General features: G+C 68.2%; 13 protein-coding genes. 8 read left to right on the top strand and 5 right to left on the bottom strand.

Features of this window, described 5'->3' with window-relative positions:
* Positions 1 to 40 precede the first annotated feature (40 nt).
* The 3 genes from ACBJ32_RS12310 to ACBJ32_RS12300 all read right to left on the bottom strand — a co-directional run bounded on the left by ACBJ32_RS12310 (position 41) and on the right by ACBJ32_RS12300 (position 1,948).
* Positions 41 to 475 (bottom strand): CBS domain-containing protein, encoded by a 435-nt coding sequence (locus tag ACBJ32_RS12310; RefSeq protein WP_375126789.1) that lies wholly within the window; start codon positions 473 to 475, stop codon positions 41 to 43.
* 88 nt (positions 476 to 563) lie between these two features.
* Positions 564 to 809 (bottom strand): sulfurtransferase TusA family protein, encoded by a 246-nt coding sequence (locus tag ACBJ32_RS12305; protein ID WP_225273752.1) that lies wholly within the window; start codon positions 807 to 809, stop codon positions 564 to 566.
* Complete coding sequence (locus ACBJ32_RS12300) at positions 806 to 1,948, bottom strand: cysteine desulfurase family protein (protein WP_375126788.1); 1,143 nt, start codon at positions 1,946 to 1,948, stop codon at positions 806 to 808. The genes ACBJ32_RS12305 and ACBJ32_RS12300 overlap by 4 nt, the downstream gene beginning before the upstream one ends.
* Before the next feature lie 219 nt (positions 1,949 to 2,167).
* Between ACBJ32_RS12300 and ACBJ32_RS12295 the strand changes: the two genes are divergently transcribed.
* The 4 genes from ACBJ32_RS12295 to ACBJ32_RS12280 all read left to right on the top strand — a co-directional run bounded on the left by ACBJ32_RS12295 (position 2,168) and on the right by ACBJ32_RS12280 (position 6,365).
* The gene (locus ACBJ32_RS12295) at positions 2,168 to 2,932 is read left to right on the top strand and encodes a cytochrome c oxidase subunit II (protein WP_375126787.1); all 765 of its coding nucleotides are present in this window, start codon (positions 2,168 to 2,170) and stop codon (positions 2,930 to 2,932) included.
* Positions 2,929 to 4,602 carry a cytochrome c oxidase subunit I gene (gene ctaD / locus ACBJ32_RS12290; protein ID WP_375126786.1) on the top strand — a complete coding sequence of 558 codons (1,674 nt, stop codon included), beginning with the start codon at positions 2,929 to 2,931 and terminating at the stop codon, positions 4,600 to 4,602. Before ACBJ32_RS12295 ends, ctaD begins: the two co-directional genes overlap by 4 nt.
* Complete coding sequence (locus ACBJ32_RS12285) at positions 4,602 to 5,015, top strand: cytochrome c oxidase subunit 4 (protein WP_080041195.1); 414 nt, start codon at positions 4,602 to 4,604, stop codon at positions 5,013 to 5,015. The genes ctaD and ACBJ32_RS12285 overlap by 1 nt, the downstream gene beginning before the upstream one ends.
* 300 nt (positions 5,016 to 5,315) lie before the next feature.
* Positions 5,316 to 6,365: an Ig-like domain-containing protein gene (locus ACBJ32_RS12280; protein ID WP_375126785.1), complete on the top strand. Its 1,050-nt coding sequence runs from the start codon at positions 5,316 to 5,318 to the stop codon at positions 6,363 to 6,365.
* 263 nt (positions 6,366 to 6,628) lie between these two features.
* On the opposite strand, the gene trpD is transcribed toward ACBJ32_RS12280, so the two are convergent.
* Positions 6,629 to 7,678 (bottom strand): anthranilate phosphoribosyltransferase, encoded by a 1,050-nt coding sequence (trpD, locus tag ACBJ32_RS12275; RefSeq protein ID WP_357865767.1) that lies wholly within the window; start codon positions 7,676 to 7,678, stop codon positions 6,629 to 6,631.
* 6 nt (positions 7,679 to 7,684) lie between these two features.
* The gene (locus tag ACBJ32_RS12270) at positions 7,685 to 8,110 is read right to left on the bottom strand and encodes a hypothetical protein (protein ID WP_357865768.1); all 426 of its coding nucleotides are present in this window, start codon (positions 8,108 to 8,110) and stop codon (positions 7,685 to 7,687) included.
* Positions 8,111 to 8,289: 179 nt separating this feature from the next.
* Between ACBJ32_RS12270 and ACBJ32_RS12265 the strand changes: the two genes are divergently transcribed.
* From ACBJ32_RS12265 to ACBJ32_RS12250, 4 genes are read left to right on the top strand one after another with little or no spacing between them, the layout of a single operon-like run.
* Complete coding sequence (locus tag ACBJ32_RS12265) at positions 8,290 to 8,946, top strand: heme-copper oxidase subunit III (protein WP_185106915.1); 657 nt, start codon at positions 8,290 to 8,292, stop codon at positions 8,944 to 8,946.
* A 14-nt stretch (positions 8,947 to 8,960) separates the two neighbouring features.
* Entirely contained in the window at positions 8,961 to 9,770 is an 810-nt protein-coding gene (locus ACBJ32_RS12260) for a c-type cytochrome (protein ID WP_357865770.1), read from the top strand.
* Positions 9,767 to 10,879 (top strand): Rieske 2Fe-2S domain-containing protein, encoded by a 1,113-nt coding sequence (locus tag ACBJ32_RS12255; protein ID WP_357865772.1) that lies wholly within the window; start codon positions 9,767 to 9,769, stop codon positions 10,877 to 10,879. The genes ACBJ32_RS12260 and ACBJ32_RS12255 overlap by 4 nt, the downstream gene beginning before the upstream one ends.
* The gene (locus ACBJ32_RS12250) at positions 10,876 to 12,534 is read left to right on the top strand and encodes a cytochrome bc complex cytochrome b subunit (RefSeq protein WP_375126784.1); all 1,659 of its coding nucleotides are present in this window, start codon (positions 10,876 to 10,878) and stop codon (positions 12,532 to 12,534) included. The genes ACBJ32_RS12255 and ACBJ32_RS12250 overlap by 4 nt, the downstream gene beginning before the upstream one ends.
* Positions 12,535 to 12,700 lie beyond the last annotated feature (166 nt).

Below are 12,700 nucleotides of genomic sequence, written 5' to 3'. Positions count from 1 at the left end.
AAGGCCGCCCCGGCTCGCGGGACGGCCTCCACGTGTGCGGTCAGCGCAGCGCGTAGACCCGGTGCACGAACTCGGCGAGCTGGTCGTCGGGCAGGTGCCTGGCCAGGTCGGCCTCGCTGATCATGCCGACGATGCGGCCGTTGTCCATCACCGGCAGCCGCTTGATCTGGTGCTCCTCCATGCGTGCCAGCGCGTCCTCCACGGTGGCCTCCGCCGGCACCCAGACCAGCCCGGTGGCCAGGTCTCCCGCCGTCACCTGCGCCGGATCGTGACCGGCCGCGACACATTTGACGACGATGTCGCGGTCGGTGATGATGCCCGTCACGCGGTCGTCAGGACCGCACACGGGCAGCGCCCCCACGTCGTTGTTGCGCATCATCTGTGCCGCCCGGTCGAGGGTCTCGTGCGCGCCGATGCACTCGGCCCCCGCGCTCATGACGTCGCGGGCGGTTTCGTTCGGTTGTCCGCTGATCATGGCTTTCCCCTGCATGTCGATGGACTCGTACGGAAGGCCCCTACCCACCGTGCGAGACTGAATCGGGGATTTGCGGACGGCCGGAACCTCAGTAGTTCCGCATGACGTGGATCGCCCAGCCGCCCTCGGGCAGCTCGTACGACCCCACGTGGCGGTGCGACTTCAGCCTGCACCACGCCGGCACGTCCGTGTAGGCGGCCGGATCGTCGGCGAGCACGGCCACCACGGCGTTCAGCGGGACGTAGTTGATCTGCTCGGCCAGCATGATGATCGGGATCGGGCACTTCTTGCCCAGCGCGTCGATCGTCAAAGCCGGCTGTGTCACCTCGGTCATGCGACTCCCGCGTCCTGGCGGATGCGGCGCACCAGCTCGGGCAGCGCGGCGAGGAACCTGTCGACCTCGTCCGCGTCAGCGCCCCTGGGCAGCGACACCCGGACATTCCCATGCGTCAGCACGCCCATCGCTTCGAGGACGTGCGATGGACGAAGCGTACTAGCGGTGCACGAACTTCCGGACGATACGGCGAATCCGGCCTTGTCCAGCTCGGTCAGCAGCGCCTCCCCGTCAACGTACAGGCACGAAAAGGTCACGATGTGCGGCGCCCGGTCAACGGGGTCGCCGATGACCTCCACGTCCGGCACGATCTTCGGGACGGTCTCCCTGATTTTGTCGACGAGCGCGGAAAGCCTCGCCTGCTCCCGCCCGGCCTCGGCGGCCGCCGCGCGCAGGGCCGCCGCCGCCGCGACGATGGCCGGCACGTTCTCGAAGCCCGGCACGCGCCGCCGCTCCCGCTCGTCCTCCGGCAGGTACGAGCGGAACCGCGTGCCCTTGCGCACCGCCAGCACGCCCACCCCGGCGGGGCCCCCCCACTTGTGCGCGCTGGCCGTCAGGACCGACCAGCCCTGCGGCAGCGGCATCCGGCCGGCCGTCTGCGCCGCGTCCACCAGCAGCGGCACGCCGTGCTCGCGGCAGGCCGCGGCGGCCTCCGCCACCGGCTGCAGCGTGCCCACCTCGTGGTTGGCCGTCTGCAGGCAGGCCAGCGCCGTGCCGGGCCGCGCGACCGCCTCGGCGAACCGGCCGGGATCCACCCGCCCGCTCAGCGTCACGCCCACCGTCTCGACCGTGCCGCCCTCGCGCTCGTGCACCTGCCCCGCGTGCAGCACGCTGGAATGCTCGACCGCGCTCGTCACGAGATGGCGCCCGGCCCTGCGCCTTCCGTGTAGGGTGCCGAGGACGCCGAGATGCACGGCCTGCGTGCCGGACGTGGTGAACGAAACCTCGTCGGGGCGCGCGCCGAGCACCTCGGCCACCTCCGTGCGGGCCTGCTCCAGCAGCAGGTGCGCGCGGCGGGCCTGGCCATAGAGTCTCGCGGGGTCGGCCCAGCCGGCGTCGATCGCCGTCAGCAGCGCCTCGCGCGCCTGAGGGTGGAGCGGTTCGCTCGAAGCCGCGTCGAAGTAAGCCACGAGACTCATCGTCCCACTTCCGGCACCACCGAGGGGTCGCGCGGTGGGGCGAGGCCCCTGCACGCTAATGTGTCTGCTTGTCAGTCTGTGCTTGATGCAGAAAGAGCAATACGAGCGCCCAAGGGAAAGACTCTTGGGCTTCATCTGTGGGGTAGGCGATCCGTGAGTCCGACTCGCCGTACGACGCGGCGTTCGTTGGCCCGGCGCAGGGTGCCGCGCGCCGCCGCTTTGGCGTTGCTGCTGGCCACTGCTACGGCGTGTGCTAATGACGTCCCCGAGGCCGACTGGTCTCGCGGCCTTCTTCCCGACCACATCACCGAGCAGGGCGAGATCGTCCAGAATCTGTGGAACGGGGCCTGGATCGCCGCACTCGCCACGGGTGCCGTCGTCATCGGTCTGATCATCTGGGCGTGCATCTTCCACCGCAAGCGCCGGGCCAAGGCCGAGCTTCCGCCGCAGGTGCGTTACAACCTGCCGATCGAGATGCTCTACACCTTGATCCCGCTGGTGATGGTGTCGGTGTTCTTCTTCTTCACCGCCCGCGACAGCGAGGCGCTCGCCAAGGTCGACGGCGACGCGCCGGTCAAGGTCAAGGTCGAGGCCTTCCAGTGGAGCTGGCGCTTCACCACCACCGTGAGCGGCAAGGGCACCAAGCCCGTCGCCGGCGTGCCGGTGAGTGACTACAAGCAGGGCCCGCAGCTCGTTCTGCCGGTGAACACGAAGGTCGAGTTCGACCTTCAGACGGACGACGTCATCCACTCGTTCTGGGTGCCGGAGTTCCTGTTCAAGCGGGACGTCATCCCCGGCATCCCGGAGGGTGACCCGGGCCGGAAGTTCCAGATCACGACGCTCAACAAGCCTGGTGTCTACGCCGGCCGCTGTGCCGAGCTGTGCGGTGTCGACCACAGCCGGATGTTGTTCTCCGTGAAGCTCGTTCCGCAGGCTGAGTTCGACCAGTACGTTGCGACCAACCAGGCTGGGAGTGCCCAGTGACCGCCATCCACGAACCCCTGACGACAGCGCCGGTCCGGCCCGCGGGGACCCCCAAGGGCCAGATCATCGCCAAGTGGCTGTCCTCGACTGATCACAAGATCATCGGGCACATGTACTTGATCACGTCGTTCGCCTTCTTCCTCATCGGCGGCGTGATGGCCCTCGTCATGCGGGCCGAGCTGGCGCAGCCGGGGCTGCAGTTCACCAGCAACGAGCAGTTCAACCAGCTGTTCACCATGCACGGCACGATCATGCTGCTGATGTTCGCGACGCCGCTGTTCGCCGGCTTCGCCAACGAGCTGATGCCGCTGCAGATCGGCGCCCCCGACGTGGCGTTCCCGCGCCTGAACATGGTCAGCTACTGGCTCTACCTGTTCGGCAGCCTCATCGCCGTCTCCGGCTTCTTCACGCCGGGCGGCGCCGCCTCGTTCGGCTGGTTCGCGTACACGCCGCTGTCCAACGCGATCAACTCGCCCGGCATCGGCGGCGACCTGTGGATCATGGGTCTGGCCCTGTCGGGTCTGGGCACGATCCTCGGCGCGGTCAACTTCATCACCACGATCATCTGCATGCGCGCGCCCGGCATGACCATGTTCCGCATGCCGATGTTCGTCTGGAACGTGCTGCTGACCAGCATGCTCGTGCTGATGGCCTTCCCCGTGCTGGCCGCCGCGCTGCTGGCGCTGGAGTCCGACCGCAAGCTCGGCACCCACATCTTCGACTCCGAGAACGGCGGCGCGCTGCTCTGGCAGCACCTGTTCTGGTTCTTCGGGCACCCCGAGGTGTACATCATCGCGCTGCCGTTCTTCGGCATCGTGACCGAGATCATCCCGGTCTTCAGCCGCAAGCCGATCTTCGGTTACATCAGCCTCGTGGGCGCGACGATCTCGATCGCCGGTCTGTCCATCACGGTCTGGGCGCACCACATGTTCCCGACCGGGCAGGTGCTGCTGCCGTTCTTCTCGTTCATGACGTTCCTCATCGCCGTACCGACCGGTGTGAAGTTCTTCAACTGGATCGGCACGATGTGGCGCGGCCACCTGAGCTTCGAGTCGCCGATGCTGTTCTCGGTCGGCTTCCTCATCACCTTCCTCCTGGGCGGTCTGACGGGCGTCATCCTGGCCTCGCCGCCGCTCGACTTCCACATCAGCGACACCTACTTCGTCGTCGCCCACTTCCACTACGTGGTCTTCGGCACCGTGGTGTTCGCGATGTTCGCCGGGTTCTACTTCTGGTGGCCCAAGTTCACCGGCAAGATGCTCGACGACAAGCTGGGCAAGCTGCACTTCTGGCTGCTGTTCGTCGGCTTCCACACGACGTTCCTCGTCCAGCACTGGCTGGGCATGGCCGGCTTCCCGCGCCGTTACGCCGACTACAGCGCGGCCGACGGCTTCACCGACCTCAACATGCTCTCGTCGGTGGGCGCGTTCGTGCTGGGTGCCTCGACCCTGCCGTTCTTCTACAACGTCTGGAAGACCTGGCGCAGCGCGCCCAAGGTCACCGTGGACGACCCGTGGGGCTACGGCAACTCGCTGGAGTGGGCCACGAGCTGCCCGCCGCCGCGGCACAACTTCACCTCGCTGCCGCGCATCCGGTCGGAGCGTCCCGCCTTCGACAAGCGGTTCCCGCACGCTTCCGCCAAGTCCGACCACCCGGAGGTTGAGTCCTGATGAAGGTGCAGGGATGGTTGTTCCTGCTGTGCGGCCTGTTCTTCGCCGGCGTGGACATCGCCTACTGGTTCTGGACGAAGGCCGCCACGGGCAAGGGTGAGCCGGTCGGCACGACCGCCATGGCCATCTCGGTCGGCTTCGCGTTCATGGTGGGGTACTACCTGATGTTCACCGCGCGCCGCATCGGCGCGCAGCCGGAGGACAACAAGCAGGCCGAGATCAGCGACGGCGCGGGCGAGCTGGGCTTCTTCAGCCCGAGCAGCTGGTGGCCGCTGTTCCTGTGCCTGGCGGCGGCCTTCGCCTTCGCCGGGTTCGTGATCGGCTTCTGGATGTTCCTGATCGGGGTCTTCCTCGTGATCATGGCCATGATCGGGTTCGTGTTCCAGTACTACCGGGGTCACTTCTCGCACTGAGCGCACCTACCTGGAGCGGGCGTTCTCCCTTGGGGGAGGACGCCCGCTTTTTGGCGTTCTTTACCAGTGCGCGGATGTGGTGATTCGATCACTCAGGGTAATAAAGGAGGCAGAAGTGGCTTGATGGTGGACGAGGGAGTACTCGTGGGGCGCGGAGCGTATGGAACGGCCGGCCTGCTGGCCTTGGCCCTGCTGACAGCGTGCTCGGCGGGCCCGGCCGACAAGCCAGAAGGGGTCGCCATGGCGGGCGGGACGCGTGGCGCCCCTGTAGGGGTCTCTCCGGCGGACAAGAGTGCCAACGTGCCCACGGACCAGCCCGTGGTGGTGTCGGTCCACGGGGGCAGGCTGAAGAGCGTACAGGTGGCAGGCGGCAAGGCCGGCCCGCTGAAGGGCGTCCTGAGCGCCGACGGCACCCGCTGGCGCAGCGTCGGGACCGCCAGCCCCGGCACCTCCTACACGGTCACCGCGGTCTCCGTGGACGCCTCGGGGCGGGCGAGCGAGACCAGGAGCGCGTTCACCACGGTCAAGGGGAACAAGACCTTCGACATCGAGACCATCACCCCGAACAAGGACGACACCGGGCTGACCGTCGGCGTCGGCATGCCCGTCATGATCGCCTTCGACAAGCCCATCACCGACCGGGTGGCCATCGAGCGCAACCTGACCGTGCACAGCTCCAAGCCGGTCGAGGGGGCCTGGCACTGGTTCGACAGCCAGCACGTGGACTTCCGGCCGGAGAAGTACTGGCCCGCGCACACCAAGGTGCGGGTGGAGGCCAAGCTCGCGGGGGTGCGCGGCGGGCCCGGCATGTACGGCAAGCGCGACGTGCGGGTCGACTTCAAGATCGGCCGCTCGCAGATCACCAAGGGCAGCACCGACGAGCACGTGCTCGTCGTCAGGCGGGACGGCAAGAAGATCCGCACCATGCCGATGAGCGCCGGGCAGGGCGGGCAGTGGAAGTACTACACGACCTCGGGCATCCACCTGGCGATGTCGCGCGAGCCCGTCACCGTGATGACCTCGCCCGGGATCGGGCCGGGGTCGCCTGGCTACTACCGGCTCACCGTCTACAACACCGTGCGGATCTCCAACAGCGGCGAGTACGTGCACAGCGCGCCGTGGTCGGTGGGCTCGCAGGGGAACTCGAACGTCAGCCACGGGTGCGTGAACATCAGCCCGGCCAACGCGGCCTGGTTCATCAAGAACACGCTGATCGGAGATCCGATCATCATCACGGGGTCGCCGCGGAAGCTGGAGCCGACCAACGGGTGGGGGCACTGGCAGGAGAACTGGAAGCAGTGGCTCAAGTGGAGCTCGCTCAAGGCGGGACCGACCCTGGCGCTGCGCTGAGGCGCGCCCGGCGGCCGGCCACGTGACGGCTCGCGCCCGGCCTGCTCGCTCCTGTCGCCACGCGGGCGGGCCGGGCGCGCGTCGTCGCGCCTGCGCTGGGCACCCAATGACGTCGTTGGCGTCAGGTGCGGGGTTCTGAGGGCGAGCGAGAGCGTCGGCGCAACTTGCCGGGCTGCCGGGCTGCCGGGCTGCCGGGCTGCCGGGCTGCGGGACTGTCTGACTGCCGGGCTCCGGGTGAGCGGCGCGGAGCCCGGGAGGTGACGTCAGGAGGCGGGGCGGAAGGAGCCGCTGGCCTCGATCCAGCGGTCGAGGGTGGCCGCCGCGGCGCCGGAGTCGACCGCCTGGACCGCGCGGGCGTACCCGTCGATCATGGCCGAGTCGAGGTCGTCGCCGGGGCCGTCGAGCGCCACCAGGGCGGCCGCCGTGTTCAGCAGCACGGCGTCGCGCACCGGGCCCGTCTTGCCGCGGACGAGGTCGTGCACGGCCTGGGCGTTGAACGCCACGTCGCCGCCGCGCAGCGCGCCGACGTCGGCGCGCGGGATGCCGAGCACCGCCGGGTCGAACGTGGTCTGCGTCGCGGTGCCGTCCTTGACCACCCAGACCGTCGAGGTGGTGGCGATGGAGAGCTCGTCGAGGCCGTCGTCGCCGCGGAACACCAGGGCGGAGACCCCGCGCTCGGCGAAGACGCCCGCGAGCACCGGCAGCATGCCGGGGTCGTAGACGCCGATGGCCTGGGCCGACGGGCGGGCCGGGTTGGTGAGCGGGCCCAGGAAGTTGAAGATCGTGGGCACCCCGATCTCCTTGCGCGTCGGGCCGGCGAAGCGCAGCGCGGGGTGGTAGACGGGGGCGAAGCAGAACGCGATGCCCGCGTCGCGCGCCACCTGCGCCGTCTGCTCGGGCGTGAGATCGAGCCGGATGCCCAGGTGCTCCAGCACGTCGGCGGCCCCGCAGGAGGACGAGGCGGCGCGGTTGCCGTGCTTGACGACCCTGGCTCCCGCCGCGGCGGCCACGATGGCGGCCATGGTGGAGACGTTGACGGTGTGCGCCCGGTCGCCGCCGGTGCCGACGATGTCGACCACCGGCCCCTCCACGCTCAGCGGCGTGGCCAGGTCGAGCATGGTGCGGGCGAGCCCGACGACCTCGGCCACGGTCTCGCCCTTGGCGCGCAGCGCGATCACGAAGCCGGCGATCTGGGACGGCGTCGCGGCGCCGGACATGATCTCCCGCATCGCCCAGGCCGACTCGTCGGAGGTGAGGTGCTCTCCCGACAGGAGAGCGGAAAGCAGGGTGGGCCAGGTCGTCCGGGAGTCCATGGGCACCTACTTAGCGTTGAGACGGGTGGAGTTGCGGCGGCGCATCAGATCGGCCACGGTGTCGGCCACGACCATGGGCTCCAGGGGCTGTGACACGACCGCGTCGGCCTTGGACCAGTCGGCCAGCCAGCGGTCGTCGCGCCTGGCGATGATCAGGCAGATGGGCGGGCAGTCGTAGACCTCGTCCTTGGCCTGGCGGGCGACGCCCATGCCGCCGGCGGGCTGCGTCTCGCCGTCGAGGATCGCCACGTCGATCTCGCCCGACCCCAGCCACTGGTGGACCTTGGGCTCGGTGGCGCACTCCACGATCTCCACGAGGGGTACGTCGGCCGCGGGGCGCCTGCCGATGGCCTGGCTCACCTCGGCCCGGGTGGCGGCGTCGTCGCTGTAGACGAGGACCTTCATCTTCTCGTCGGTGCTCCCAGTGGACATCGGTCGCGCTCACTATCAGTCGAAGCGGTATGGTCACCTGGGATCGTACCGGTGTGCCGGGATGCATACCCAGGGCACCATGCCTGGTGGGTGTTATGTGGCAATTATCCCAGCTTGGCTCCCGGTTTGTACCTGCTAACGGGGGGTCGTGCGCCGGACCGACCACCGGAGCCGCAATAATGCTGCCCGTGGCGACAGCATCCGCAATAACTTCGACGACGACAGCACAGTCGTACCGCAGACCGAACCTGGTCAGTGTGGGCACGATCGTCTGGCTGTCCTCTGAGCTCATGTTCTTCGCGGCGCTGTTCGCGATGTACTTCACCATCCGGTCGGTGAGCGAGGGCAAGGGCCTCGAGTGGGGTCCCGCGCTCCTTCCTGCAGGCGCAGAGGCCGCAGAGGGAGTCGCTCACCTGAACATCCCGTTCGCGACGGTCAACACGATCATCCTGGTTCTGTCGAGTGTGACGTGCCAGCTGGGCGTGTGGGCCGCAGAGAAGGGGCAGGTCGGAAAGCTCCGCTTCTGGTACATCGTCAGCTTCCTCATGGGCGCCGTCTTCGTCGCCGGGCAGCTGTACGAGTACATGGAGCTGGCGTCAGAGGGCGCGACCTTGTCCGCTAACGCCTACACCTCGGTGTTCTACCTGACGACGGGCTTCCACGGCCTGCACGTGACCGGTGGCCTGATCGCGTTCCTGTTCATGCTGGGACGCACGTACGCCGCGAAGCGCTTCACGCATGAGCAGGCCACCAGCGCGATCGTCGTGTCCTACTACTGGCACTTCGTAGACGTCGTCTGGATCGGTCTTTTCGCGACCATCTACATCATTCGTTAAGGAACGGGATCTCTGTGACTAGGATCACCGCTTGGCGGCGGCATCCCCTCGCGAGATACGCCGTCCTGATTTTGGCCTTGGCGCTGGTCGGGATGGTATACACCGCCTTTGTCCAGGCGGGTAAGCCTGCCGACGCGGCACTGGCGACAGGCAAGGTCGATGACGTGGCCGAGGGCAGGAGCCTGTTCGAAGCGCACTGCATGAGCTGCCACGGCACCAACGCGCAGGGCACCACGACGGCGCCCACGCTCATCGGCGTCGGCGCCGCGGCCGTCGACTTCCAGATGAGCACCGGCCGCATGCCGGCCGGCGCGCCCGGCCCCCAGGCGCCGCGCAAGCCGCTGCCCGAGTGGGTCGACGAGACGAAGATCCGCCAGATCTCGGCCTACGTCCAGTCGCTCGGCGGTGGCCCGCAGGTGCCCGGCGCCGAGCAGGTCGACCCCAAGCTCGGTGACGCCGGCAAGGGTGGCGAGCTCTTCCGCGCCAACTGCATCCAGTGCCACAACTGGGTCGGCGCCGGTGGTGCGCTGACGCAGGGCAAGTACGCGCCCAACCTCAACGAGGCGACGCCGACGCAGATCTACGAGGCGATGGTCACCGGTCCGCAGGCCATGCCGGTCTTCAACGACACGACGATCACGCCCGAAGAGAAGCGCAGCATGATCGCCTACATCACCCAGGTTCGTGAGCAGAGAGACCCGGGCGGTTTCGCCCTCGGCCGTATTGGCCCGGTCACCGAAGGTCTCGTAGCGTTTGTGGTGGGCATCGCTGCCCTAGCACTCGCCGCCATCTGGATCACCGCGAAGAAGCGACAGAAGTCATGACAGACAACGAGCACGAGATCGAGCAGCCGGATGAGCGCGTGCCCAAGCGCGTCATCGGGACCCCCGCGCCGGGCACCTCGATGCTCGGCACCGCGGAAACGGCAGAGGCCGACCAGGACGTCCCCGGCGTGACGCTGCAGGACCCGGTCAAGGCACGCAAGGCCGAGAAGATCGTGGCGCTCTGCTTCACGATCACGTTCCTCGCGGCCATCGCGTTCATCATCTCCTACGTGTACTTCCAGGTCGGCAGCCCCGAGGCGACGGGCAACTCCAACCTGGCGCTGGGCAGCACCCTCACGATCGCGATCCTGGGTCTGGCGGTCGGCATCGTGATCTGGGTCCGCCAGATCATGCCGAAGTACTCGCTGATCCAGGAGCGCCACACGATGGCCTCCGAGGAGGAGGACCGCGACGTCGTCGCGGACACCTTCCTGAGGGGCGCCAACGAGAGCGGCTTCGTCAAGCACAAGCTGCTGCGCCGCACCCTGCTGCTGGCGGCCGCGCCGCTCGGCCTGGTGCCGCTGGTGCTGCTGCGCGACCTCGACAACAACCGGATGCCGGGCGCGAAGTTCAACGAGCAGCTGCGCCACACGGTGTGGGGCGAGAAGAACAAGGAGGGCAAGCCGCTCAGGCTCGTCGTCGAGGGCACCGGCCAGCCCATCAGGGCGGCCGACTTCAACTCGCCCGGCGGCATCCTGTCGGTCGTCCCCGAGGGGTACGAGCACGACCTGAACGCCCTGGCCAAGGCCACGCTGATCCTGATCAAGTTCCGTCCGGAAGAGATCAAGGGCGGCACCAGGCTGAACTGGACGCACGACGGCATCGTCGCGTACTCCAAGATCTGCACCCACGTGGGCTGCCCCGCCGCCCTCTACGAGCAGAACACCCATCACATCCTCTGCCCGTGCCACCAGTCGACGTTCGACGCCGCCGACGGCGCCAAGGTCATCTTCGGTCCGGCCGCGCGGCCGCTGCCGCAGCTGCCGATCACCGTCGACGCCGAGGGCTACCTCATCGCGCAGGGCGACTTCGACGTGCCCGTCGGCCCCAGCTACTGGGAGCGCGGTGACGCTGAGGCAGCGGTCAGGGAGAAGGGAGGCCAGGCATGAGTGATCTGAAGGCCGTGCCCAAGGCCATCGCCGGACCGTCGAACTTCCTCGACGAGCGCCTCGGCGGTGCCAACGCCCTCAAGCGCAACCTGCGCAAGGTCTTTCCCGACCACTGGTCGTTCCTGCTGGGCGAGATCGCGCTCTACTCCTTCATCATCCTGCTGCTGACCGGTACGTTCCTGACGTTCTGGTTCAAGCCCAGCATGATGGAGGTCGCCTACGACGGCTCGTACGCGCCGCTCAAGGGCGTCATGATGTCCGAGGCCTACGCGTCGTCGCTGGAGATCAGCTTCGATGTCCGGGGTGGTCTGCTCATGCGGCAGATGCACCACTGGGCGGCCCTGCTCTTCGTGGCCGGCATGATGGTGCACGCGCTGCGCGTGTTCTTCACCGGCGCCTACCGCAAGCCGCGCGAGATCAACTGGATCATCGGCGTGCTGCTGCTGACGCTGGCGCTGGCCGAGGGCTTGACCGGCTACTCCCTCCCCGACGACCTGCTCTCCGGAGCCGGTCTGCGGATCACCGAGGGTGTGGCGATCTCGCTGCCGCTGGTGGGCACGTACATCACGTTCTTCCTGTTCGGCGGCGAGTATCCCGGCGAGGCGGTCATCTCCCGGTTCTACTCGCTGCACATCCTGCTCATCCCGGGCATCATCCTGGCGCTGGTCACGGCGCACATGGTGCTCATGTGGGTGCAGAAGCACACGCAGATGCCGGGCAAGGGCCGCGACAACAAGAACGTGGTGGGCGCGCCGTTCTACCCGGCCTTCATGGCCAAGGCGGGCGCGTACTTCCTGTTCACGCTGGGCGTGGTCAGCGGTCTGGCGACGTTCACCCAGATCAACCCGATCTGGCTGTTCGGCCCGTACACGCCGGCGGACGTGTCGGCGGGTTCGCAGCCCGACTTCTACATGGGCTTCCTCGAAGGCGCGCTGCGCATCATGCCGCCGTGGGAGATCAACCTCTTCGGCACGTCCCACGCGGGCACGCTGCCGCTGAGCGTGATCATCCCGGCGCTGGTGCCGATGGGCATCATCATGACCGGCCTGGCGCTGTACCCGTTCCTGGAACGCTGGGTCACGGGCGACAACCGCGAGCACCACGTGGCCGACCGCCCGCGCAACAACCCGCACCGCACCTCGATCGGCATGGCGGCCATCACGTTCTACGGCGTGCTGTGGCTGCTCGGCGCGAACGACGAGATCGCGGCGAACTTCCACGTGAGCCTGAACCACACGACCTACGCGGGCCGTGTGCTGATCTTCGTCGGGCCGGCCCTGGCCTACCTGATCACCTACCGCATCTGCCTCGGCCTGCAGCGCTCCGACCAGGCGATCATCTCGCACGGTGTGGAGTCCGGCGTGATCAAGCGGCTGCCGCACGGTGAGTTCATCGAGGTCCACACGCCTCCGTCGGAGGACATCGAGGCCCACATGCGCGGCAAGGAGCCGGTGCCGATGCTGCCGGTGGAGGAGGACACCTCGGGCATCCCGCCGAAGGGCATGCGCGGGCCGCTCGGCAAGCTGCGCGGGCGCATGTCCAAGGCGTACGGCGGGGAGAAGATCCCGATGGACGACGGGCATGGGCACGAGCACGAGGACGAGCACGCCGCCATCGGCAGCGGTGGGGGCGACGACCGCAGCATCACCCACTGAGCCCTGACGCCACAACCGCACGGGCCCGGACGAGAGAATCTCTCGTCCGGGCCCGTCGGCGTCGGTGCGGGGTTCCGGTGCGCGCACGTGCGCCTGGCATGCCTGGGGCACGCCTGACGGGGTGTGGCGGATGCGGGCGAACGCGCTGGATCAGCGTGGCGGGCGG

This window comes from Nonomuraea sp. GTA35 (assembly GCF_041950525.1).
GTDB lineage: Bacteria > Actinomycetota > Actinomycetes > Streptosporangiales > Streptosporangiaceae > Nonomuraea.
Note: the sequence above shows the minus strand (reverse complement) of the source record. Positions and strands in the feature narration are given on the sequence as shown.

What these genes read in the sequence shown, in the direction of transcription:
- ACBJ32_RS12310 (WP_375126789.1), bottom strand. Translation starts at nt 475, where the DNA reads ATGATCAGCGGACAACCGAACGAAACCGCCCGCGACGTCATGAGCGCG.
- ACBJ32_RS12305 (WP_225273752.1), bottom strand. Translation starts at nt 809, where the DNA reads ATGACCGAGGTGACACAGCCGGCTTTGACGATCGACGCGCTGGGCAAG.
- ACBJ32_RS12300 (WP_375126788.1), bottom strand. Translation starts at nt 1,948, where the DNA reads ATGAGTCTCGTGGCTTACTTCGACGCGGCTTCGAGCGAACCGCTCCAC.
- ACBJ32_RS12285 (WP_080041195.1), top strand. Translation starts at nt 4,602, where the DNA reads ATGAAGGTGCAGGGATGGTTGTTCCTGCTGTGCGGCCTGTTCTTCGCC.
- trpD (WP_357865767.1), bottom strand. Translation starts at nt 7,678, where the DNA reads ATGGACTCCCGGACGACCTGGCCCACCCTGCTTTCCGCTCTCCTGTCG.
- ACBJ32_RS12270 (WP_357865768.1), bottom strand. Translation starts at nt 8,110, where the DNA reads ATGTCCACTGGGAGCACCGACGAGAAGATGAAGGTCCTCGTCTACAGC.
- ACBJ32_RS12265 (WP_185106915.1), top strand. Translation starts at nt 8,290, where the DNA reads ATGCTGCCCGTGGCGACAGCATCCGCAATAACTTCGACGACGACAGCA.
- ACBJ32_RS12255 (WP_357865772.1), top strand. Translation starts at nt 9,767, where the DNA reads ATGACAGACAACGAGCACGAGATCGAGCAGCCGGATGAGCGCGTGCCC.
- ACBJ32_RS12250 (WP_375126784.1), top strand. Translation starts at nt 10,876, where the DNA reads ATGAGTGATCTGAAGGCCGTGCCCAAGGCCATCGCCGGACCGTCGAAC.